A 23781-nucleotide genomic window follows, 5' to 3' on the forward strand; every position below is an offset into this window, starting at 1 on the left:
GTTAACATCCCTACTTTTCAATTTTTAAATGTGTATGTTTTTTATTAGATTTAGCTAACCCTATTGTAATTGGCAATCCAAGAACTAAAAATACAATAACATCAGCAATTGTTGCACCTAATACTTGTATAACAATTTTATCAAACGGTTCTCCCATCACGATAATATCGAATGCCCCAGCAAATATAATAGCAATGACAATACCAATTAACCCAGTAATAGCTAAATAGGAAATATCTCCTTTATTATATGTCCCGTTTTTCACACTAAAGCCAACTCTTTTTTGAATGAGCCCCATTGCAAAGCCGATAATGCCGGAACTAAAAACCCAGCCCCACCAAATACCCCAGCCAGCAATTGTATCTGTTACGGTATGACCGATAAGTCCTATTAACAGTCCTGCCACTGGGCCAAATAACGCACCAAAAATGGTTAAAATAGCTAACGCAGGTTTAATAAATGTATTGGGTGCAATAGAAAATCCCCAAAGTCCTAATATCCCGTATAATGCTGCTCCAATTCCGATTGCCACTACTAATTTTGTTGATAATTTGTTCATTACAATTCTCCTCTCTTAATAGTCAACTTTTATTACTCTATATTTATTTTGAAAATGAATTATGCATCGACACTCCCTTTCTATACAACAAAAAATGACCTCTTACATAAGAGGTCATTTTCTTTCACGTTCAAGAATCCTCTTATCTTCCAAAAAACACATCGTGTTCTCTGCGGAATTAGCACCTTCCTATAAATATATATAGGGGTTGCTGAGGTTTCATAGGGCCGTTCCCTCCACCTCTCTGGATAAGTATTAATTTGTAATTCGTATTATGGCATTAAAAAATATAAATTTCAATACTTTTCTAATTATTTTTATTTTTTGTTTAATAGTACATTTAAATCATTGTATTCTTATCGGAATTGTGAAATAATAAATTCAAAATAGTTACGGGAGGAATGTACGATGAAAGTAATCGGTTTAATTGGTGGACTAAGTTGGGAATCTACATCATTATACTATAAACATATTAATACACTTACACTCTCTCAATACGATCAAAATGCAAAGCTTGTTTTATATAGCATGGACTTTGGTGAAGTAACTACTTTATTACAAAATCACCAATATGAAGAAGTGAAAAACGAATTAGTCACCGTTGCAAAGAAGGTTGAAAAATCCGGAGCTGAATGTTTATTAATGTGTTCCAATACGGTCCATCTATTTGCTGAAGAAGTGGAAAGTGCAATATCCATTCCACTTCTTCACATAGGTGATGTAAGTGCTAAAGAAATGGTAGAACAGAATATAAAGCGTATCGGATTATTGGGTACGAAACAAACGATGGAACAAGACTTCTATAAATCACGATTAGCGAATTATAGCATTGAGACAATCATCCCCAATAAAGAGGAAAGAAATTTTATTCATCATGTTATTTTAAATGAATTAAGTAAAGGAATTATTTCAGAAACATCAAAAGAAAAGCTATTACAAATTACAAAGTCATTAATTCAAAATGGCGCAGAAGGTATACTACTAGGTTGCACCGAAATACCGTTGCTCATTTCCCAAAACGACCTTACTGTTCCTGTTTTTGATACTGCTTTTTTACATGCAAATACTGCTGTGCAGTTTGCGGGATAATCATATAAAAGCATAAAGGTGCGCCTCTATGCTTTTATATTACCCACACTATTTATTTAAAAGAGATGTAATCACTGTGATTGCTTCATTTGAACCACCACAATCTAAAAAACTATCTTTCAGTTTTCGTATTCCATGCTTATACTTTTCATTTGAAAGAACATCGGTTACCGCTTCTTTTAACGTTTGCACATTAACATTCTCTTTCAATAACCGATGCGCTGCTTCAAGCTCAGTTAATCTTTGTGCTATCATTGGCTGGTCTTTATCATGTGGAATGATGACAAATGGGACATTAAAATGAATAGCATCGTGTACACTGTTCATACCGCCATGTGTAATAAAAACATCTGCTTCACTTAATACTTCTGATTGAGGTACGTATGGAGCAATTACAAAATTGTTTGGCGCTTCCTTAATTTTAGAACGATCATTTCTATCGCCAATTGCCATTACAACTAATCCATTAAAATCTGAGAAAGCATCAATACATGCATTAAAGAATGGTTCGATCCCTTCAAGCAGTGTTCCCATTGAAATATAAATAACTTTCTTATCTTTAAGCGATTCAAGTGGAAATTCAACATTTATTTTACGCTTTGAAATACTTGGTCCAATAAAAATGTTATTTTCTCCGAACGAATCGCTATTAGGTTGGAAATAACGACTTGTGTACACAAGAGTAACATCTCCCTTATTATGCATAAATTGAAGATTATTTTTAGGCTTTACTCCAAATTCACGATCCATTTGATATAACAACTGTTCAGAAATTTCATCAGGTCGGAATGGTATTGCTGCATTAGGATGAAAAGGTAAAGTCTCCAAAAATTCAGTAGGAATTAAAAATATAGGAGAAGAAACTATGCCTGGAATTTGTAAATACTCCTTTACTAACTCTCCAGCACCAAATATATCATAAATTACGAAATCAAAATGTATGTTTTCACATAATTGTTTCACAATTTCTAATATATATAAAGAAGTTTGAACATGTACACGAAAGAAAGAATTCAGCCCATCTAGAGTTTCAGAATCAATAGAAATCTCCTTTAATAAATCTGGATGTGTATATACAATAGCTCCCAAATCTTCAATTCTGTCTTTAAATTGTTCTGTCGTAATATAATGTACGTGATCCCCCCGTTCAGTATAAGCTTTAACTAAACTTAATGTAGGATTTACATGTCCCTCTGCTGGAAAATTAACCACTAAAATATTTAGCACTTATTTCTCACTCCTTACATTTCAATTCACTTATTAAGCATACTGTAATTATTACCGTCAAACTTCCCCTAATAGTCCTAATATACTTGCTACTTTAGATTGATAAATAATTATCAGTTATTTAATTAAAAAAAGCATCTACATAAGTAGATGCCAAACCGTGATAAGGAGTGTTCTGTGAGGTTAGAATAAGCTTTTCAGCTTGTCCTATGCTATCAATATATGTTTTATTTTATAAAATGTGAATAATTGATAGAATAATTTTATTCTTCTTTCTCACCCATTTTGAATTAATTCCTAAATAAGACAACTCTATTTTTATAACATTTCATATGTTTTAATCTTCTTTAGAGCTATCTATTTTTACAGTTTCTCCAGTCAATCGCTTATTTTTCAATTCAAAATACGCATCTAAAACTTCTTTTCCAATATCAGAATTAATACCAGATTTATCATTCATAACCCACGGCACAACTACGGAAAACGCTACTTCTGGATTATCATATGGCGCATATCCTGCTAACGTTAAGTTATAACATTCTCTTCTCTCGCCTTTTTCATTTCTTCCAATATCACTTTCTCCACCGTATACCGTCTGTGCTGTTCCTGTTTTACCTGCTGGTTTATAAGATGCTTTTTGGAACGCCCTTACTCCTGTTCCATCACCCTCTTGGAATACCTTTCTAAATCCTTCTTTTACTTGATTTATATATTCCTCTTTCATATCAATTTTATTTAAAACAATTGGTTCTACTGCATGCACCACTTTACCAATCTCATCTTTTTGCGACGTTTGCTCTCTTACCTCTTGTACAATTTGTGGCTTCATTCGATATCCACCGTTTGCAATTGTTGAAATATACTGTACGAGCTGAAGTGGTGTATACGTGTCATACTGGCCAATTGAGTAATCTAATAAGAAACCCGGCTGATTATCTTTTTTACCAATTTGTCCAGCTGTTTCATTCGGTAAATCGATGCCCGTTGGAACACCTAATCCGAATTGTCTGAAATAGTACCTCATTTTATCAAAGTGTTCCTGTTTAATATTTAATGAACTATTTTTCACATAATCCACACCTGCAATTTTTAATGCTGTATGAAACATATAAACGTTTGAAGAGACTTGTAACGCTCTTAAATCATCAATGTTTCCAAACTCTTTCCAAGACTTCTTCTCCCTAGTACCTTTAAACTTCATAGGTGCATCATAAAAATAAGTACCTGGTGTTATAGCTTTCGTTTCAAATCCAGTTAAAACTGTCGCACCTTTAACTGTTGATCCCAGCTCATATGAACTAGTCATTGTGCCTAATGCATAGTCTTCAACTTCTGTTTTCCCGTCTTTTTCTACAAGTCTTTTCCCAGCCATTGATAATACTTGTCCGTTTTTCGGATTCATCATTACAACGAAAGCACGGTCCAACATAGATTCAGATCCTTTATATGCCTTTAATATTTTTTCTATACTTTCTTCTACTTTTTTCTGTAATTCCATATCTATCGTTAAAGTTAAGTTCTTACCGCTCTTTCCCTCAGAAATTGTTTCCGTTCTAATTGCAGTACCTTGTTTATCTGCAACGCTTCTTACTTCTTTTTTTGTACCATGAAGTACCTCTTCATATTGCTGCTCAATATAACTTTTTCCAACTCTATCATTTCGGCTATAATCACGTACTAAGTAGTAATCTAATCGCTCACCTGGTAATCCTTCATCGGAATTAGAAACATTTCCAAGAACAGATCGGAATAATCCATCATTTACATACACTCTCTCCCAATCAACCGACACATCTACACCTGGGAGATTTGCTAAACCTTCACTAATTATAGTAAATTCCTTTTCACTAACATCTTTTTTAATAATTTGAGGAGCCATTTGATAACCAGAAGTCATCTTACTTTTAATAGCTAACACTTTAATATCTTTATCTGTTAAACCTTGAAGATTTTTATCTGTAACTCGTTTTCTTTTTAACTCTTCAATTTTTTTATCTAAATTTTTTCCGGTAATATCTTTATCTCTGAACTTATTTATTTCTTTTTTAGATACTAATTTTTCAGTTAGTTTCGGATTTAATTGCATCCAAAAATCTTTCTTATCCGTCTCAGTTAGCTTGTCTATATCTTCTTGTGGTATTTCAATTATGTCTGCAAGTTGTCTTGCTGTTTTTAATATTTCTTCTGATTTTACACCTTTCATCTTTGTATATGTAATTGTACGTAAAGACTTATTATCAACTACTGGATTCCCTTCTCGGTCAAATATTTTTCCCCGCGGCACAGAAAGGCTTACGGTTGCATTTTCTCTCTTCTCCACTTCATTTTTATACGTCTCACCATCGATAATTTGTACTTTACCTAATTGTATAATCATGGCAGAAAACAATATAAATACACATAAGAATAAAATGTTTAACCGCATCGGTACTGCTCTACCGCTTTTTTTCTCTTGTTTTTTCACCTTGTCATAATCTCCTCCTTACTGTATTTCTATTAATAATTGAATCTATATATTAAAAGTAATGCACATTTTCTATACATTACTTTGCACAAATACTAATATATTGATAAAAACTTAATAGAAATTAAAGCAAATCTAAAGAAAAGGTAAAGTTTTCTAAATTAAATACAAAAATACCCAATAACCAAAAGCTTAGCTTTTGGTTATTGGGTATTTAATAAATTTAAGAGTTAATAATTGGACGTATCGATTCAAATCTATCATCATAATTTGATAAAGGCTTTTTACTCTGAAATTTTGGCAAGTAAATCGTTACTGTTGTTCCGAAGCCAACCTCACTCATAATACTTATATTCCCTTGATGACTTTCAATAATTTTATAACTTAACATCAATCCAATACCGGTACCTTTTTCTTTCGTACTATAAAAAGGTTCACCTAATCTTTTAATTCGTTCTTCAGGTATTCCTATTCCTTTATCAATTACATTAATAATGATACCATCTTTGCCTATTTCTTTTATGTGAATTGAAATTCTCCCACCATCTGGCATAGCTTCGATTGAATTTTGCAAAATGTTAATAAATACTTGTTTCAGTTGATTTTCTGAGCATTCAATGATTATATCTTTGGAATCTGCATATAATTCAACTTGAATATTTGTCATAATTGCTTTTGTATTTATTAACGAAACGACATTTTTAAATATTTGATAAAGATTTTTCTTTTCCGTGCTTAGTTCATCTGTTTTAGCAATCGATAAAAATTCTTGAAGAATCGCTTCTATTCTTTCAATTTCAGAAAGCATTAGATCAAAATATTTTTCTTGATCTTCTTTATTAATTTGAAATAGCTGTATAAAGCCTTTAATGACTGTTAATGGATTCCTAACTTCATGAGCAACACCAGCTGCTAATTGACCGATTGCTGCAAGTGTATCTGATTTATTTAGCAATTCTTCTGTCTTTTTCCGCTCTGTAATATCACGTACAATAATCATAATTTTATCATGCAATAACGGTAAACATCTAGCTTCGAAGAAATCGATACTTTCATTAATTGTAAGTGGATATTCCACAATTACATTTGTCCCTTTTTCTTTCACTTGACAAATTGCTTCTTGAAATTTTTTTGCTACTGTAGATGGTAATACTTCGTAAAACTTTTTTCCCATAAAAGCTTCTGCGGGTACGTAAAATTTTGTAGGGGATCCTGCTTTATAATCAATAATTGTTCCATCATCTTCCGTTAAGAAACATAAATCTGGTAAAGCCTGAAAAATTACTTCTAATTCAGACGTTTGTTGTTTTAATTTCTCTTCTATTGCTTTTAAATGTGTAATATCCACACCAACAGCCCAATAACTAAATCCACTTACAGGAAACTGTTCTGATATATTGGACCACATTATCGTTTTAATTTCACCATTTTTACAAGTTAAACGCATTTCCCAGTCTCTAAAGTTCTTTCCACGAGTCAAAAATTTCTTTTGTATCTCGTGACGATAATCATGATCCGGATACAGTAATCGAAGTGCGTTTGGATTTCCAATTACCTCTTCCGCAGTATAGCCTGTCACAATTTCACATTCGCGATTCCACAAAACAAAATCTCCATTATAATCAAGTGCATCAACCATAACAGGCATGTTTTGTAAGATTGTATGTAGTTCCTCCTCTTTTCGAGTAAGTAACGTTGTATTTTTATTTTGAAATCCTTTCATTACTCCATCTATAATTAAATTTGAAAGCATTTCAAAGTATTTTTGGCAATTGAAAATTTCGCTTTTCTGAGACCATACAACAAAAGATCCTAAATATTGATTGTATAAAAAAATGGGGATTTCAAGTTTGGGAAGTTTACATATTTTCTTTTCATTTATTCCAAATGAAAATATACATTCTTTTTCAGCATCAAGAAGTTGATGTGATATGTTGGTTAATTGATAAAATTGTTCTGCCATGGTTTCTATTGTACTCACATCAATAAGTTCCATTAGCCGCGCATTCATTCCTTTTTCACCTCAATATGTAAAATTCATACAAATTTAAAATTCATACTTCTCCATTATACGAAGAATGTGCCTGTAGGTATATAGCTGAAGAATAATTATTCGAACAAATTTTATTTTTCAATTAAAAACAAAAAATATATCCGTGCAAATTGAAACTCTAATTAGTAAGTTTTTTCATCACCGATTAATTATTAGCTGTGCCAATCATGATCTTTTATGTTGCACAAACTCTCCTTAGCTCCTTACATTTGTTAAGTTTTGACATGAATTCATACGCATTAGTTGTATTATAAAAATGCATTAAATATAAAGTTCATAAAATTTTCACAATTACTATGAAAAATATAAACATTTATTCCAATATATTCTATATAATAAAATGTAATAAGGCTTCTATGAATCTCATAGAATACCTTACCCCTAATAAAAAGAAAAAAAGAATCTATTTATTTTATTAAAAGGACAGATAATTAGTAAGTCCTATAATAAACAAGGGATTCAATAAAATGTTACACATTTTATTAAGGAAAGTACATCACTATTGAATAGTGGTGTATTTTTCTTTTAAAAGACCTCTATATGACCTCATTTACTACTACAACATTTGAGTTTTATCATAAATAATTTTATTGTAAAGTGACGGACAAGTTGTTTGAGTTACAATAAAGTCGTTTAAAAAATAGTAAAGTTGCTAAAAAAATGAGAGTCATTTTAAGCTATATGTGATAAAATATACAAATCAAATTTAGGAGGAGTTATTTATGAAGTGCAATAAATATAATTGGGTACATTTAAAGAGGGAAAGCGTATCAATGACCCTATAAAATACGTCTACCCTCATTATTTATTGGAGGGTTAAATGTGAATACATCTCATTCACAGTCAAATTTACGCCATAATCAAGTTTTATTATGGCTTTGTGTTCTTTCTTTTTTCAGCGTTTTAAATGAAATGGTTTTAAATGTTTCATTACCTGATATTGCTAGCGATTTTAATAAGGAACCAGCAAGTGTAAACTGGGTAAACACAGCGTTCATATTAACTTTTTCCATAGGAACAGCTATATATGGAAAGCTATCGGATCAGCTAGGTATCAAAAAGCTACTCCTATTTGGAATTATAGTGAACTGCATCGGATCAGTTATCGGATTTGTTGGGCATTCGTTCTTTTCTGTAATTATTTTGGCTCGGCTTATTCAGGGGGCGGGTGCAGCTGCATTTCCAGCACTTGTGATGGTTGTTGTGGCGCGTTATATTCCAAAAGAAGATAGGGGTAAAGCATTTGGACTTATTGGGTCTATTGTAGCAATGGGAGAAGGTGTAGGGCCATTTATTGGTGGAGTTATTGCTGAATATATCCATTGGTCTTATTTACTGCTCTTACCACTTGTGACGATTATCACTGTTCCATTCCTTGCAAAATTAATGAAACAGGAAGACGTAATAAAAGGCTCTTTTGATACTGTAGGAATAATATTCATGTCCGTAGGTATTGTATTTTTTATGATGTTTACGACATCTTATAGAATTTTCTTTCTAATCTTTAGCATTATATGTTTCCTGATATTTGTTAAACATATTAGGAAAGTATCTAATCCTTTTGTTGATCCTGCGCTAGGAAGAAATGTCCCATTTATGATTGGAATCATTTGTGGAGGACTTATATTTGGAACTGTAGCAGGATTTCTTTCTATGGTTCCTTATATGATGAAAGATGTGTATCAATTAAGTACTGCTGCAATTGGAAGTGGAATTATTTTCCCTGGTGCAATGAGTGTTATTGTTTTCGGTTATATTGGTGGAGTGCTTGTTGATAAGAAAGGTTCTTTATTTGTGTTAACAACTGGAGTTGGATTTCTTTCTATCAGCTTTTTAGTAGCTGCCCTTTTTATAGAAACAACACCATGGCTCATGACAATTATATTAATTTTTGTTTTTGGGGGACTTTCTTTTACGAAAACAGTTATCTCCACCATTGTTTCAAGTAGTTTGGAACAAAAGGAAGCTGGTGCTGGCATGAGCTTGCTTAACTTCACAAGCTTTCTATCGGAAGGAATGGGTATTGCAATTGTAGGTGGATTATTATCGATACCTTTGCTAAATCGAAAATTGCTACCTATAAACGCTGATTTACCTACTCATTTGTACAGTAATATGCTATTTCTTTTTGCGGGGATCATCGTCATTAGCTGGTTGGTTACTATGAATATGTATAAGCGTTCAAGAAGAAATAGCTGAACTTGACTGGGCCGCTATTGTTGAATAAAACTTAGATTTTTAAATGACTTTATCGTTATTTTTTTAGTGTAGTGAAATATCTTACATCAAAAATTAAACAACTTTAAGTATAACCCCGTCCTAAATTTAGAACGGGGTTATATTTATTTGAGCTTTTAAAATTTAATAACTTTATTGTTATTTTACATTTATACAATAAAAAAAGATTCCGAGAAGTTATTATCCATTAAACAACTAATTATTTAAACATTTCAAAATGACCTGTAACCCACTTTTGATGATTACGAGCAAGGTATTGTTCCGTCTGAATAAGTTTATCTACAAGTTCTTCTTTAGATAATTTCATATATTTACTTCTTACTTTTAAAATATTACGACTAGGTGAAATATTTCTGATAGTCGATTCGTCAAATGTGCTCTGTGGTACAGCCTTTTTCTTGTTTTGTTTTATTTTAAAAGTCTTACTATATTGTTTGTAATAAGCATACAGTTCCTCATTTCTTTTTATTGTATTAGCATGGATACCTTTTCCTGTTACATCAAGTTCCTTTGATTTTTCATGAATGTTTTTGTAAGTTACAGGAATTCCATTTGAAACGAGAGTATCAATTGTCAACATGCCTAATTGAATAGAACGATTTTTTCTTTGTTCATGAACAGACCTCAACCAAGAACGATTACCAGAAGGTGTTAGATTTGATAACTGGTTCATATCTCTGTTCCTCTCTATATTTTTTGATTAAATCAATTTCTTTCAATTCAATCTTTGCTTGTTTCCGCATTTCTTTTGCTTTTCTTACTTCAATTTCGAGCCCAATTTTTTTGAAACGTTTTTCCATGTCCTCTGCAACCTTAATAGCTTCTAATAGTTCATGTTCTTGTTCTGGTTGTGGGATTTTTGCTTTGCACCCTAAACATGCCATCTTCGTCGGACATACATAATCTGTCACACAAGTACCACCTAAAACGTTATTAAAAACTCCAACTTTTTCACTATACTCTGTAAGTTCTTTTTGAAGTTGTTTTGGACTTCGTAATAACGCATCATCTATGTCAACATAACTTGAAATCACATCTTGAAGTTCACCGACCGATTCAGCAATTTGACTTGGAGTTGGAGCGGAATAGTATTCAGTTACAGTTAAGTCTCGTTGATGTAGAATTTTCGCTAAAATATCAATAGGCATCTTTTGACGTTGTACAGCTTCTGTTGCAAATGCATGGCGTAATAAGTGTGTTTTTATAATTACTGGAGAACCACTTTGCGTTTCAAATCTTAAACCATGTAGTAAAAATCGAATACAGGCATACACTGCATGAACTTTAAAGGCTTTGTGATTATATTGAAAATAATAAGGCTTGAGTTCTGGAAATAAGTGCTTTCTATCATGACGATATTCAATACTTGGAATCTTGCCCCCATAATGATCCTTTAGCATTCGTGAGACAGTTTGAATAATTTGCATTGTTTGTTTACTCACATAAAATTCTTCTACTCCATCTCTTCCTTTTGGAATTGCATAAAACGAATAATGGAGTTTTTCTTTTACCATTTTGGTTTGTATACATTCTTTTGTGTTGCTAATTTGCAATAGTTCATTTATTCTTGCTCCAGTTGTTGTAAGAATATCTATCGCTAATAATCCGAATGTACATCCAACATAAAAAGGTTCTACATCGAAGAAAATACCTCTTACATTATTTTTATAGCGCCCTAAAAAAACGGAAGAACTTATTACATCTTTATGTCCACTAAAAAAAGGAGGAGATTTACTTTCAGAATTCACATCAATGTATCCCCATAATTTAAAATAATCCTGCTTTTTTTTCATCTCTTCTTCGGTGGTTCTTTGATAACATTGTCCTAACAAACCTTTTTCAATTAATTCAGTAAACCATAAGCCTTCTGTTTCATCATTTCCATGAATAGATTCAGAATTTATAAATTCTAAGAAATGATGGTTATTTTTTTCCGAATAGGTTAATTTGCGCTTTTGTGCTTGTTTAACTATTGTTTCAGGAAACTGTTCTTCGTGGTGTAATATAAATGATCGCTTGTCCCATAGACGAAAGTAAAAACGTTCTCCAATTCGTGTCGGCTCTTCGTAGTGAAATTCTAGTGGAAGTGATAAGTTTTGTTCTTTAACACGTTCTATTGTTTTTTGAAAACTTTCCTTTATACGTTTTATTTGATTCCAGCGAAAATGGGCTTCCGACCGAATTTTTGGCAAAAAAGGAACGATAGCATCTGTTTCATCTTTCCGACTACTTTGTGCATGTTCTGTCGCTAATTTTTCAAATGGAAAATCACTTGAGTTAAATAAAGGTATAGGAAAAAGGAATTGCTCAAAATATTCTTGTTGCTCGATTGATAAGGTATGAATTAACCATTTTTTCATTCGAGAGGAAATTGCCTTATAAGTTTTTAAAAAACTCATTCTCATAGAATTAGAATGTTTTGGATAGACTGTTCCTTTAAAATATTTATATAAATGTTCCATAACATCAAATTCTGACATCATATTCAAGTTGAATGCTAAAAAAACATCTTGGAATCTTGAATTAATATTTATTAATATATTTCTAATTGTATGCGAATCTAGATTTTTTTCTGCACTAGTAAGTATCCCTAATAAGAGATGATTTGCCCAAGGTTTATTAACACAAGCACTTAAGAAATACTTTAAGTGTCTTTCATCTAACTTATCCAAAAGAAAAACACCCCTTGAGTCTTTTAAATGAAGAATTTCCCCATCCACTTTTCCCTTTAATTTATCATACCATTCGTTATTTGGTACATCTCTAATCATTGTTGACATACTTACTCCAGCCCCTCTAACAGTTCTTGTAAATCATGATCTATTTCTTTTTGGACTTCAATTGTTGTATGTTGGAGTTCGATTTTTTTCTTTATCTTTTTACTTTGTTCATATTCGATTTCATTTTTTTGCATGTTTTCAAACATTTGATCATGTGATTCTCGATGTTTTTCCTCATCGAAATAATGCTCATACACTCTAATGGTATCTGGATTTTTCCATTTCATATATTTGATAAGTTCATTCTTTCGTTGTTGGATTTCGGAATCATGTTTAGAAATGTTATGAATCTCTCTAAGTCTAGTTGTGACAAACCAATGCCTTGCTTTATGTGGATTCAACTTAATATCAGCATATTTCATTGCCGTGTTCCAATGATAATACCAAGCATGATACGTTAAAGGTGTACCAAACTCTGAAAGGAATATAGGATCTTCATCAGATAGTTGTTCATAATTAAAATGGTTTATATCATATTTCATTCTTTCGCTATTAATATATTGAAAAAGGCGTTTTACAGTGTCTTTGCTAAATCGAAGAAACTTTACCTTTCTTCCATAGCTACCTTTACTGAATGTAATGACTTCTTGGTGGCTTTTTCTTGAACGATAATCTCCAATTGTTAATTCAATGATTTCGGAAGCCCTAGCTCCTGTTTCAAAAAGCATTCGTGATATAATCATTTCCCTTTGAGACCAATTTATATTTTTCCCCGCTTGATAAACTTGGAAGGGTAAGTGGGGATCGTCAATAATCTTAGGCTGCCATTCTTCATTGATAATTTTGAAATAAGAATCTGTTAATCTACGATGTTCTAAGGGGTCTTCTGTTCCGCTTATAGCGGGCATGCGTGGTTTGTCCTTTCTAACACCTTCAATATGACTACGATATTCATTGAGGATTGCTTTAGAATCTATTAATGGATTGAGATGATTATACTGGTTTAAACGAATAAGCGATTTATAGAATGATTTAATCGCAGATAAAAAACGATTTACGGTATTGGGGCTTTTGCTTGTTAAATTAACAAAGCAAAAACTATCCTTTTCACGAACTCTACATTTCATTTCGCTTTTTAAATAATCTTCAATGGCTATTCGTATAATGTCTGGTGAATCATTCCATTTCACATGTCTTTCTTGATAGTTGCTATGCTTTTCTAACCAATAAAAAAAAGGTAACAGACATTGTAAATAAGATAAAGCTGAACTTTTTGATATTCTTCCTATACTATCTTGGTAAAAGTCCGTTAAAGGTAAAAATGGTTCATTATTGCTATTAAAAACTAACAATTCATATCGACTCTCAACATCCTTTGGACAATATGCATAATAATATCCTTGGCCCATTGTGCAAATCACCTTCCAGCAACTTTAAATAAAATTAGTCTTCTAACCAGTTGTAGAATGCAATCTTTGATTGATATGTGTTTTCTACTTTGTTTTGCATCGCATCGTAGTCTTGCTGTGTAAGATCAGATAAGTGTTTATTTTGTTTTTTAGGTATTTTAACGGGAAGAGTAGTTGGACTCCAATTTTCACGAATCGCTTTTTTAATAAATCCATTAGGGTTTTTCACTTTTGTATTAGATTGCTGCATAATAAGTAGTATTTCTAAAGTACGTTTAATTCCAACAATGGATAAGAGTGAATGAATTTCTTTCGTAGGTGAGATAAGTGTAACAGCTTCGTATGCTAATTTTATTAGCGTAGCTTCTTCATTTTCAAATGACTTTATGTGGGATTCTTGATGGGGTTCTTCTTTTGTGGGAACGATCTCTGTAATATGAAGCAAATCACTTTCAAGTATCCGCCATCCTTCTTTATCACTATTGCGATACGAATTAGGCAGTCTACCAGAACGTATCCACCTTTTAATCGTTTCTTCATGCTTCCCTATGAGGGAGGACACTTCTTTGACTGTGTATATTTTCATAAACACACCTCATTAAAAGTTTTGATTTCCAGAATATTCTATTTTAATTATACAGAAAATGAATGCTGTAGTAAATCTATTTTTTGTTGTGGTAGTAAATGAGGTCATAAAGAGGTCTTCTAAAAGAAAAATACACCACTAGTAATTAGTGATGTATTTTCGTTAGTAAAATGTGCAACATTTCATTAACATTAAGGCTTATAAAAGCCTTGTGTGTTAGAACCTACTTTAATATTACATAGTAGATTCTTTTTTTCTTTTTATATTACATTACATATTTATATAAAGCATGTGCAACACCATGTTCTTCATTAGTCAAAGTTTCATATTGACACATCGCTTTTATTTCTTCGACTGCGTTCCCCATTGCAATTGATAGGTTTGCTTTTTCCATCATGGATACATCGTTTAGCCCATCACCTATCGCTACAGTATTTTCAACTGGAATATTTAAATGTTCCGCTAAAGTATATAGTCCATTTCCTTTTTGAGCGTCTCGATGATTAATCTCTAAATTATGCCAATATGAAGATGTAATTGCTAAATCAGTATTATGCAGAAACGTTTCTTTTAACTTTTTTAACTTTTCCATGTCATAAGAAAATGGTAAAAGCTTATGCACATGTATATCTGTTTCTACAATTGGTTTACAACTTTCTGCACTAAGAAATGCTGTATGTTCAAGGTATAATGCTGCGATCGTTTCCAACTCTTTCAAATCGATATTTTCATTTGAATGTTTCACATAATCGATTTCATTGCGTACACTCTCTACTCCATATTCCGGTACGTACACACCTTTATTAGTATAAAGCTGATAATATAATCCATTTTCTTCAAGATAATTCACAATCTCGAGTGCCTGCATATTTTGAATTGGATATCTCTTCATCATTTTTTTATCATTATATATAAGCGCACCATTTTCGGCAATAATTGGACACTCCAAATTAACTTCTAACAACAATCGTTCAATATCGACGATAGAACGACCTGTACAAATTGCTACAACATGACCAGCTTCCTGACATTTTCGAATTGCTTCTGCATTCTCGTTACTAATCATTTTGTTCCCCGAAAGAAGAGTTCCATCTAAATCAATTGCGATTAATTTCATTATTTCTTCACCACTTTCTATATATACACGAGCTCATATTAAATGAAAGGTATCGTTTTCATACCGCTCTCGTAAAGCACTCTTTATTTATAATTTATGAAAAGCGTTTCAGGTCAAGAAATAATTATAAATAAAATCCAAAGCAAGGGCTTTGGACTTTAAACTATGAATTATAATTAATATATTTTGTCTCACATGTGTATACATTCTTTTCTTTAGTTGGAACGTATACTTTAAACTTTTCTAAACGTTTTCCGTAAACATGAATTGTGACAACGCTTTCATTGCCATCTATTTCAAGAATGTGACAATCAGCTGGTGGAATGACTTTATCTGTTTCTCCTTCTCCCAAATAAAGATTTCCTGTATGAGTTAAATAAACAAGTGAATTTTCAAGCTGCTTAGTTTGTATAAAGTTCTGCACCATTATTCTCCCTGTAAATACACCTTCTACTCCCCATGTGCCATCATGATCATGCAAAGGAGTCGATTGTCCATCTTTCCATACAAGAGCTAATACTTCAAAACGATTTAAAGGATCTTCATATAATAAGTGTCGTGCATATTGAGCCGAATTCGCCTTCTGTTTTTCTAACGGAAGCCATGTTTTCTTTTCTAAAAGTTCTTCTAATAATTTTTCAATCCCACAAACCATTTGATCTTCTAACAAATTACTATTTATTAAATCCGTTACAGCTTTAATAAATGTTTGGAACGTCTTACTTCCATTACACGTTAACATAAGCATCCTCCTCTACTCTTATTCACACACTTCCATACTAAATAACCAACTAAAATTTCACAATTGAGAAATAAAAGAACAAGGTACAGTAAATTTGTACCTTGCTGAACAGTTTATTGAGTTTTTAAGCAGATAGGTAAGAATTTCAAAGTTTGTTCATTTTCCAATATACATTGTTCTAAATTGAACGATGGGGATAATGCTATCTTTTCAAAAGCATTTATAAAGGTAGTTAATGCAATCTCAGCTTCTAAACGTGCAAGTGGTGCCCCTAAGCAAAAGTGAGGACCTTTACCAAATGTTAAATGCTTTTCATTTCCTATTCGGTGTATATTAAATTTAGAGGCTTGTGAAAACTTTTTCTCATCTAAATTTGCTGCACTTACCCACGCAACCACCATTTGATCCTTTTTCATTAAAGGGCCAAATATATTTGTATCCTCTGTAATTCTCCTAGCTAATGTAATGGGAAAGCGATAGCGTAATACTTCCTCAATTGCTTTTGAAATTAATGTAGGTTCTTCTCTTAATTCTTTATATGTTCCTGGTGAATCCACTAAGAAACAGTAAAAACTATTAATAATTAAATTTGTAGTTGTTTCATTGCCAGCCGCTAATAAACCCAATGAAAAAGTAACAATTTCTTCATCAGTTAATCTTTCGCCTTCATATTCAGCTCGTATTAAATCTGAGATAATATCATCCGTTAAATGGTATCTCTTTTCCTGAACGATTGGTAGAAGATATGCTTTAAATTCATTTAGTGCTATCCCCTTTTCTACATCCAGATCATTAAACTTTTCTTTACTATACGGCATAAATAAAATATCAGACCATGCTTTAATTTTTTTGCGGTCAGTTGTTGGCACTCCTAACAAATCGGATATAACAGTAACGGGTAAAGGAGCAGCAAACTCTTCAACGATATTAACTTCACTATATTTTCCAATATGTTGTACAAGTTCATTTGCGATAGCCTGTATTCGAGGTTTCCATTGTTCTAAACTCCTTGGAGTAAATGCTTTAGAAACGATAGAACGTACATTGCGATGTTCTGGTGGATCAGTAGAATTAATATTGATTCGAGTTTCTAAAGGAGGGATTGAGAATTGTCTTCGCTCCCTTCTACTTGAAAACAGGCGATAGTCTGATAAAACACGATTTACGTCCTCATACAAAAATACATTCCAAACATCTTGCTCTTCATCATAATGTACGGGGTGGTTATCCCTCATAAATTGATACCACTCATACGGATTCCACAATTCCTCTTTCGTTTTCAGCTTTGAAATTTCATGAACTAAAATCACATTTTCAGGCGAAGCCATAGTCCTTTCCTCCCTTTTCTTTTACAATAAAAGTGATAGGTCGGTAATTCAAAGTTGTATAATCTAACATATGTTATTTTAACATATACTAAAGGGGATTTTTCGTAGGAGAACTTGAGAAATAAATAAGGGGGATTTTTATGTATGTTGATATTTTATTGCTCGCAGAATTGACGTCAGGGCCAAAATATGGGTATGAAATAAAGAAAAATATTCAAAATCGGTTAGGAGAGAATTTTGAATTAAATCATAATATGCTTTATCCTTCTCTTCGACGTTTTGAGAATATGGGGGCTATAACGAAAAAGGTACATACACAAGTCGGAAAACCAAACCGAAATATGTATGACATTACTGAAACAGGAGAAGAAATTTTTTCTGAAATGTTACGCGAGTTTCCCGAAAAACTCGCGACAAATAATGCAGAATTTCTTGTTCGTATCGCGCTATTTGAAAAACTTGATTATGAAGCTAGAAAAGAAATTTTAACAATACGCCAAAACGTACTACATAAACAGCTTACTGCTATTCAATCTTTAGATGCTAGTTCATCTTTTATTACAGAAGTCATTGAATTTAGTAAATCGCGTATTGAACATGAATTGCTCTGGATTACATCACTGATGAAGAAAATATGAAAAATAACAAGAAAAGTTAAAAACAATGAATGAAAATGAGATTTATTATCAATACTATAATTAATAAAAGGGCAACCACGATTTGGTTACCCTTAAAAATTTATACTTCCGGATCGAAAGTTTTGCAATCTGTTTCTTCTGTAGTCGATGCTTGTTTTCCTTTATGACTTACTACATAAATTGCGTCTGCGCTACATTTATTACCGTTAGCCCAAAATTTACAATTGTTTACTTCACATAAAACGTCTTGTGCCATAGTATCACACCTCCTCGTTCTATTATCATTAACAAAATTCGGAGGTATGATACTCTTTGTTATGCATTTTTTATTCCATTTTTAGCTTTCTTAATGGCTCTATATCCCCTTGTACAATAGCATCTATATTTTCAGTTATTTTTTCAATATCAAAATGCCACCATTGAATTTGCAGTAATTCCTCTATTATTGTATTTGTAAATCGTTCCTTTATTTTATTTGCGGGGTTTCCACCAACAATTGTATATGGTGCAACGTCTCTAGTCACAACAGATTTAGCTGCAATGATTGCACCATCTCCTATTTTGATTCCAGGCATAATGGTTGCATCCATACCAATCCAAACATCATTACCTATGACTGTATCCCCTTTGTAAGGTAGATCAGACAAACTAGGTGTATGCTTCTCCCACCCATTTCCAAATATATTAAATGGATATGCCGAAAATCCATCCATCCGATGATTCGCTCCGTTCATAATAAAGGTAACTCCATTTGCAATACAACAAAATTTTCCAATGATAAGGTAATCACCAAGAAATTCATAATGATGTAATACTCGATCTTCAAATGTTTCTCCATCTTTCGCATCATAATATGAATAGTCTCCGGCGCGTATATTAGCTTTCGTTATTGTATTTTTTATAAAGTGAACATTTTTATTTCCTTCAATAGGATATTTAACATTTGGATTAGGATTCATGTTGCACAGCACTTCCTTTACCGTTTATTTCACTTTCTACTGCTATTACTGGCTTTAAATTGTATATAGGTAAAATAAATAATAATCCAATTATAAATAGTAAAGCTGTGCCTTCGTACATCGTACTTAATGAGAACATTTCTTTTAATGAACCAGCAATACTCATTGTTACTACCATTGAACCGGTGAATAGCGGACTTAAAATGCCATTTACACGACCAATAAAATCAGTATCACTATTTTGAATAATGAGCGTATTAATACCTATTTGAATACAAGGAAGAGCTAAACCGCTAAAAAGTTGTGCTGTGAGTGTTATCCATAAATTGGTGGAATAACCTATAATACCGATGCCGATTGCCTGACCAAGCATACCGATAATTAACATCTTTTGCGGCGCAACGTTTTTTGCAAACACCATCGCTAAAGCACCTCCAACAATCATTCCTGCACCATTTACTGTTAGTAACCATTGTAAACTCTCTTTTGATAATCCTAACTGCTCAGTTACAATAAAAATCCCTAACGGCTGAATTAAACCAATTCCTAGTCCTGCTGCCATAAAACAAAGCCCTAGCAAAGTTAATGCTTTTTTCTTTTTCACATATTTAATACCATCAAGCATTTCCTGTAACAGAGTGATTTCTTTCTTCTCATTATCATTCTCAAGATCTTTCGGAAGAAATAACAACACAGCTGCTGCAAGTAAAAAAGCAATACCTGTAATAATGATTGAAATATAAATTCCAAAACTATGAAAAATAAATGTTCCAAGAATCGGTCCTAATACCATAAATATCGCAAATATTGTTTGATAAATAGACATTGCTAATTGAATTTGTTCTGCCGATAAATGCTGTTTAAATAATTTCATGCCAGATGGTTGAGAAAACTGTGAAAGAATTGCAGAAATAAGTGTGACAAAAAATACGATTTTCCACGTTCCAAACATTAGAGTAATTAATACTGCAAATACTGATAAAGAACTTAAAGTCTCACACCATATCATAGTCCTCTTCGGCTTCCACCTATCAGCAAACGTTCCACCAATAAAGGAAAAGATGAAAATTGGAGCAAACTCCGCCACTGAAATCATCGAAATAGCAAAAGCATCACCTTTTGTCATTTCCATTACGTAAAGTAATACCGCAAAGTTCCGAACCCATATTCCAATTTGTAAAAATAATGCTGATGCTAAAATCACTTGAACAAACCGATTTTTTAATACTTGTGATACCCCATTGTTTTGTTTCGTTACTACATTTGTCGACATAAAAAAGCCTCCTATTTCATGTTCTGAACAGGAAGCAGCACAAATCATATAAAAAGACTATATATTCGCAGAGCGAAATACATCCCTTTTCTATAAATGTACAGACTAATCCTATTCAGAAGAATATTTCGTTTTTTAACGAAGATCTCTTATAAATAGAATTAGTTGATCATTGGGATGTTTTCACCCTTCCGTTTCGAATTTAAATAACACATACATACTCTATGTAAAACATTTTCAATGTATGCATGTCTCCCTTTAACTATTCTAGAAAGTTAAAGGCAATTCCTCTAAAGAACGCATTAAATAGTTACCTTGCCATTTAATGTCTTTACGATCGCCTTTTATTTGTAGTTCAGGCATTCGTTTGAACAAAGTAGTAATAGCGATCTTTGCTTCTAACCTCGCAAGTGGAGCTCCTAAGCAGAAATGACTACCATGGCCAAAGGCAATGTGACGGTTGTTCTCCCGTGTAATATCAAATATTTCTGGATTTTCAAATACTGTTTCATCACGGTTCGCTGAAGCCAATGCGATAATAACCATATCTCCTTTCTGTATTGTTTGATGGTGAATTTGAAAAGGTTCTGCTGCCCATCTTGCAGTTGTAACCTCAACTGGAGAATAATAACGCAATCCTTCCTCAATAGCCGAATCAATTAGTTTTGGATTATCTTTTAATAACTGTAATTGATTTGGATTTTCAAGAAGTGCTAATACTGTATTTGTTATTAAATTTACCGTTGTTTCGTGTCCCGCTACAATTAGTAACATGATCATCGAATATAGTTCTCGGGCGCTAAGTTTATGCCCTTCACTCTCTGCAAGGATTAAAGCACTCACCAAGTCTTCTTTTGGCTCTTTTCGTTTCACATCAACTAAATATTGAAGATATGTAATAAACTCAGATAGTTGTTTTTCAGTTTCTTTTATTTCTTCAGGTGTTTCTGGTGATGCAATAACAGCATGAGACCAAATTCTAAATTTCGCTTGATCTTCTTTTGGAATACCGAGCATCTCACTTATCACAATAATTGGTAATGGAAATGAATAATCATCCACAAGATTTAATGTACCTTTTCGCTCTATATCACTTATCAAATCATCTGCTATTCTCTGAATTCTTCCGTCTAATTGTGCAATCATCTTCGGTGTAAAAGCTTTTTGAACTAAAGATCGTAAACGACTGTGGTTAGGTGCATCTGAATTTAGCATATGTGTTGTCAAGTGATCACTATTATCAACGGAAAGATACATGTTCTTTGTATCTTGAGAAAACACATTTGTCCAATCTTTTTTTAAACGATTATCTTTTAAAAGTGGCAGAGCATCTTCATATCTAGTAATGAGCCATTCTTTACCGATTTCAACTTGGTTTACAAATAATATTGGTTGTTTTTTTCTCGATTCTTTATAAATTTCATACGCATCTTCTTTAAACTGAGCTGAAGCTAAATTAATGCCATCCTCTATGCTTAACCCAACTTTATTTTTCATTGACATTGCATTCCCTCACTCTCATTTGTTGTTGAAAACCAACCCAACATATGCATTATACTCTAATAAAAACGCGAAAATTGTAAATTTTTAATCAAAATCTCACTTCGTATATTGAAAAATAAAAAGTGAGAAAGTAAAATCGTTTCACTCCCTCACTTCTCTTTATGCGAAGCACATAAAATTACTAATTTGTTGATAGCGATAACTTACTTTACGACGACGACCACCTTGCCACGTGTAACCTGATACTCCATTTCTTCTCACTTCAGTCGGGAAGAACCATAAATCCCTTCCGAAAGGACCAGGACGATGTAAGCGTAAATAGCCCCATCTTCCTAGACAGTTACACATCCAGGATTTCATATTACCTGGTTGTGCAGGAGAAGCAAATGTAGACGGTAACGACGGCGCTTGTGACGGAGGTGGTGACGTTGGAGCATCTTCCGCATCATCTGGTCTGTAATCTTCTTGTTCAATATCTCTCACTTCATTTGTAGGTTCATACCCGTAGTTTTCTGGATTATAATACATCGCTTGATCATATGGATAATTTTGTTGGTTATACATATTAATAAATCACCTTCTTTTCATTCATTTCCTTTACCATTCATATGTGATATGCCATCTCTGGGAAGCTTATGTATAGCCTAAATTCAACAAAAAATAAAGCTCGTATTTTAAAAATACGAGCTTCTTCATAAACGGAATAGATGTATTATTTTCTTAATTTCACACTATAGAAACGCATTTCATCTAATGAACCTTCAAATTCAAATACTTCTTGTTTAATTAATTCCTTTAAGCGATATTCTAAAAACGTATCGCCAACTGATTGCTCTACAAGACCAAGTGCTTCACCAATTACTCTAGGAGCTTTTCGGAATTCTTGATCAGCACCTATACTTTTCGCACATTCAATAATAAATTGATCAAAATAATTTTCTTGTACAGAACGCACTTCATTGTCTGTCCAAATTCTTAAAAATTCCGTACTTTTCGATAGACTATCCCACTCATGTTCAAACTGCATACGATTCTCTACAGTTAAATACGGCAATTTTACAAAACTTTTTTGAATTAGAGCTAAACTTTCAGGTGGTAACTCTCCTGTTCCACGAATAACATACTCTAGTTTTAATATTTCTTTACTTGCTTCAGATGTATTCATAACGCGAATATTTTTCTTATCTTTTAATTGCGCCATTACAAAACATAGACCTACATGTTCATGTGCGTTATCTGCCTTCCAAATGGTAATTGGTGTTTCATTCGGAATTGAATGTAAAACTTCTAAAGTTTCCTTAAATCTTGGTAAATACTCTTCTTCAAAATAACAATCATAAGAAGTTAAGTTATTTACTAACCACTCTTTTCTTGCTAGTTGCCCTTCATTCATATGTAACTTATTTATCGGCCCAATTGAAAAGAATTCAGAAAAAGCAACAACCATCTCTTCCAATCGTTCTTCTTGACCAAGCATATGCTTTAAACATCCAGCTGTTGAATCATCAAATGCAATATGTACGTGTGAGACTTCTTTTACATTTCTTTTATAAGATGTATTACTCGTTAGTTGCTTAGGAATATCCATCAAATTTTTAATAGTATCTTCACTATAGTTTTCTTTTAATAAATTTAATTGGATTAGAATACTTTGAAGTAAATGTTTTGCTTCATCTTCGTGCATATCTTCTACAGCATTTTTAATTTTATCTATCATGTAAACCCCTCTATTCATTTCAAAAATAACGTAGATTATAGTGTATCATTTAAGTGTTACTCTTTAAAAGTTTTTTAGTCAAATCATGTATTAGAAAGATTGCTAAATAACCTTTTGTAAATCTTTTTATTTAAATGTATAATTATATAGAAAACAAAA

At 32.4% G+C, this 23781-nt stretch carries 21 protein-coding genes and 1 riboswitch; of the genes, 4 read left to right on the forward strand and 17 right to left on the reverse strand.

Annotated features, from left to right (window positions below; genetic code table 11):
• Positions 1 to 10: 10 nt before the first annotated feature.
• Complete coding sequence (locus LMD38_RS13770; protein ID WP_001038197.1) at positions 11 to 559, reverse strand: ECF-type riboflavin transporter substrate-binding protein; 549 nt, start codon at positions 557 to 559, stop codon at positions 11 to 13.
• Positions 560 to 698: 139 nt separating this feature from the next.
• Positions 699 to 814: riboswitch (SAM riboswitch) on the reverse strand.
• A 153-nt stretch (positions 815 to 967) separates the two neighbouring features.
• Between LMD38_RS13770 and LMD38_RS13775 the strand changes: the two genes are divergently transcribed.
• On the forward strand, positions 968 to 1648 hold the full coding sequence (locus tag LMD38_RS13775) for an aspartate/glutamate racemase family protein (protein ID WP_000864407.1): 681 nt from the start codon (positions 968 to 970) through the stop codon (positions 1646 to 1648).
• Between the two features lie 48 nt (positions 1649 to 1696).
• On the opposite strand, the gene LMD38_RS13780 is transcribed toward LMD38_RS13775, so the two are convergent.
• The 3 genes from LMD38_RS13780 to LMD38_RS13790 all read right to left on the reverse strand — a co-directional run bounded on the left by LMD38_RS13780 (position 1697) and on the right by LMD38_RS13790 (position 7350).
• Positions 1697 to 2875, reverse strand: coding sequence for a macrolide family glycosyltransferase (locus LMD38_RS13780; protein ID WP_062822558.1), 1179 nt, complete (start codon positions 2873 to 2875; stop codon positions 1697 to 1699).
• A gap of 337 nt (positions 2876 to 3212) precedes the next feature.
• Entirely contained in the window at positions 3213 to 5339 is a 2127-nt protein-coding gene (locus LMD38_RS13785) for a peptidoglycan D,D-transpeptidase FtsI family protein (RefSeq protein ID WP_061182309.1), read from the reverse strand.
• Between the two features lie 223 nt (positions 5340 to 5562).
• On the reverse strand, positions 5563 to 7350 hold the full coding sequence (locus tag LMD38_RS13790) for an ATP-binding protein (RefSeq protein WP_061182352.1): 1788 nt from the start codon (positions 7348 to 7350) through the stop codon (positions 5563 to 5565).
• A 764-nt stretch (positions 7351 to 8114) separates the two neighbouring features.
• Between LMD38_RS13790 and LMD38_RS28830 the strand changes: the two genes are divergently transcribed.
• Both LMD38_RS28830 and tet read left to right on the forward strand, forming a co-directional pair.
• The gene (locus LMD38_RS28830; protein WP_106081929.1) at positions 8115 to 8177 is read left to right on the forward strand and encodes a tetracycline resistance efflux system leader peptide; all 63 of its coding nucleotides are present in this window, start codon (positions 8115 to 8117) and stop codon (positions 8175 to 8177) included.
• Between the two features lie 37 nt (positions 8178 to 8214).
• Positions 8215 to 9591, forward strand: a complete 1377-nt coding sequence (gene tet, locus LMD38_RS13795; RefSeq protein ID WP_061654193.1) for a Tet(L)/Tet(K)/Tet(45) family tetracycline efflux MFS transporter — start codon at positions 8215 to 8217, stop codon at positions 9589 to 9591.
• Between the two features lie 238 nt (positions 9592 to 9829).
• Here tet and LMD38_RS13800 read toward each other — a convergent pair whose 3' ends face one another.
• The 7 genes from LMD38_RS13800 to LMD38_RS13830 all read right to left on the reverse strand — a co-directional run bounded on the left by LMD38_RS13800 (position 9830) and on the right by LMD38_RS13830 (position 17532).
• Positions 9830 to 10303 (reverse strand): hypothetical protein, encoded by a 474-nt coding sequence (locus LMD38_RS13800; RefSeq protein ID WP_061654194.1) that lies wholly within the window; start codon positions 10301 to 10303, stop codon positions 9830 to 9832.
• Entirely contained in the window at positions 10269 to 12410 is a 2142-nt protein-coding gene (locus LMD38_RS13805; RefSeq protein ID WP_061654195.1) for a site-specific integrase, read from the reverse strand. Before LMD38_RS13805 ends, LMD38_RS13800 begins: the two co-directional genes overlap by 35 nt.
• A 2-nt stretch (positions 12411 to 12412) precedes the next feature.
• The gene (locus LMD38_RS13810; protein WP_061654196.1) at positions 12413 to 13759 is read right to left on the reverse strand and encodes a tyrosine-type recombinase/integrase; all 1347 of its coding nucleotides are present in this window, start codon (positions 13757 to 13759) and stop codon (positions 12413 to 12415) included.
• 34 nt (positions 13760 to 13793) lie between these two features.
• Entirely contained in the window at positions 13794 to 14345 is a 552-nt protein-coding gene (locus LMD38_RS13815) for a helix-turn-helix domain-containing protein (RefSeq protein WP_061654197.1), read from the reverse strand.
• Positions 14346 to 14610: 265 nt separating this feature from the next.
• Entirely contained in the window at positions 14611 to 15462 is an 852-nt protein-coding gene (locus LMD38_RS13820) for a Cof-type HAD-IIB family hydrolase (protein ID WP_000766398.1), read from the reverse strand.
• 163 nt (positions 15463 to 15625) lie between these two features.
• Entirely contained in the window at positions 15626 to 16204 is a 579-nt protein-coding gene (locus tag LMD38_RS13825; protein WP_228919782.1) for a cysteine dioxygenase family protein, read from the reverse strand.
• 113 nt (positions 16205 to 16317) lie between these two features.
• Positions 16318 to 17532 carry a cytochrome P450 gene (locus LMD38_RS13830; protein WP_000158000.1) on the reverse strand — a complete coding sequence of 405 codons (1215 nt, stop codon included), beginning with the start codon at positions 17530 to 17532 and terminating at the stop codon, positions 16318 to 16320.
• 140 nt (positions 17533 to 17672) lie between these two features.
• Between LMD38_RS13830 and LMD38_RS13835 the strand changes: the two genes are divergently transcribed.
• A complete protein-coding gene (locus tag LMD38_RS13835; protein WP_062822557.1) occupies positions 17673 to 18170 on the forward strand; it encodes a PadR family transcriptional regulator in 498 nt (165 codons plus the stop codon).
• Positions 18171 to 18270: 100 nt separating this feature from the next.
• Here LMD38_RS13835 and LMD38_RS13840 read toward each other — a convergent pair whose 3' ends face one another.
• From LMD38_RS13840 to LMD38_RS13865, 6 genes are all read right to left on the reverse strand, one after another.
• Positions 18271 to 18426 (reverse strand): DUF1540 domain-containing protein, encoded by a 156-nt coding sequence (locus LMD38_RS13840; protein WP_000046091.1) that lies wholly within the window; start codon positions 18424 to 18426, stop codon positions 18271 to 18273.
• Between the two features lie 70 nt (positions 18427 to 18496).
• On the reverse strand, positions 18497 to 19129 hold the full coding sequence (locus LMD38_RS13845) for a Vat family streptogramin A O-acetyltransferase (protein WP_062822556.1): 633 nt from the start codon (positions 19127 to 19129) through the stop codon (positions 18497 to 18499).
• Complete coding sequence (locus LMD38_RS13850; RefSeq protein ID WP_016717583.1) at positions 19119 to 20402, reverse strand: MFS transporter; 1284 nt, start codon at positions 20400 to 20402, stop codon at positions 19119 to 19121. The genes LMD38_RS13845 and LMD38_RS13850 overlap by 11 nt, the downstream gene beginning before the upstream one ends.
• Positions 20403 to 20669: 267 nt before the next feature.
• Positions 20670 to 21905: a cytochrome P450 family protein gene (locus LMD38_RS13855; protein ID WP_016717582.1), complete on the reverse strand. Its 1236-nt coding sequence runs from the start codon at positions 21903 to 21905 to the stop codon at positions 20670 to 20672.
• 159 nt (positions 21906 to 22064) lie between these two features.
• Complete coding sequence (locus LMD38_RS13860) at positions 22065 to 22469, reverse strand: hypothetical protein (RefSeq protein WP_061182403.1); 405 nt, start codon at positions 22467 to 22469, stop codon at positions 22065 to 22067.
• A gap of 148 nt (positions 22470 to 22617) precedes the next feature.
• A complete protein-coding gene (locus tag LMD38_RS13865) occupies positions 22618 to 23622 on the reverse strand; it encodes a DUF1835 domain-containing protein (RefSeq protein ID WP_000565675.1) in 1005 nt (334 codons plus the stop codon).
• Positions 23623 to 23781 lie beyond the last annotated feature (159 nt).

The sequence above is a fragment of the Bacillus pacificus genome (genome assembly GCF_020861345.1).
GTDB lineage: Bacteria > Bacillota > Bacilli > Bacillales > Bacillaceae_G > Bacillus_A > Bacillus_A pacificus.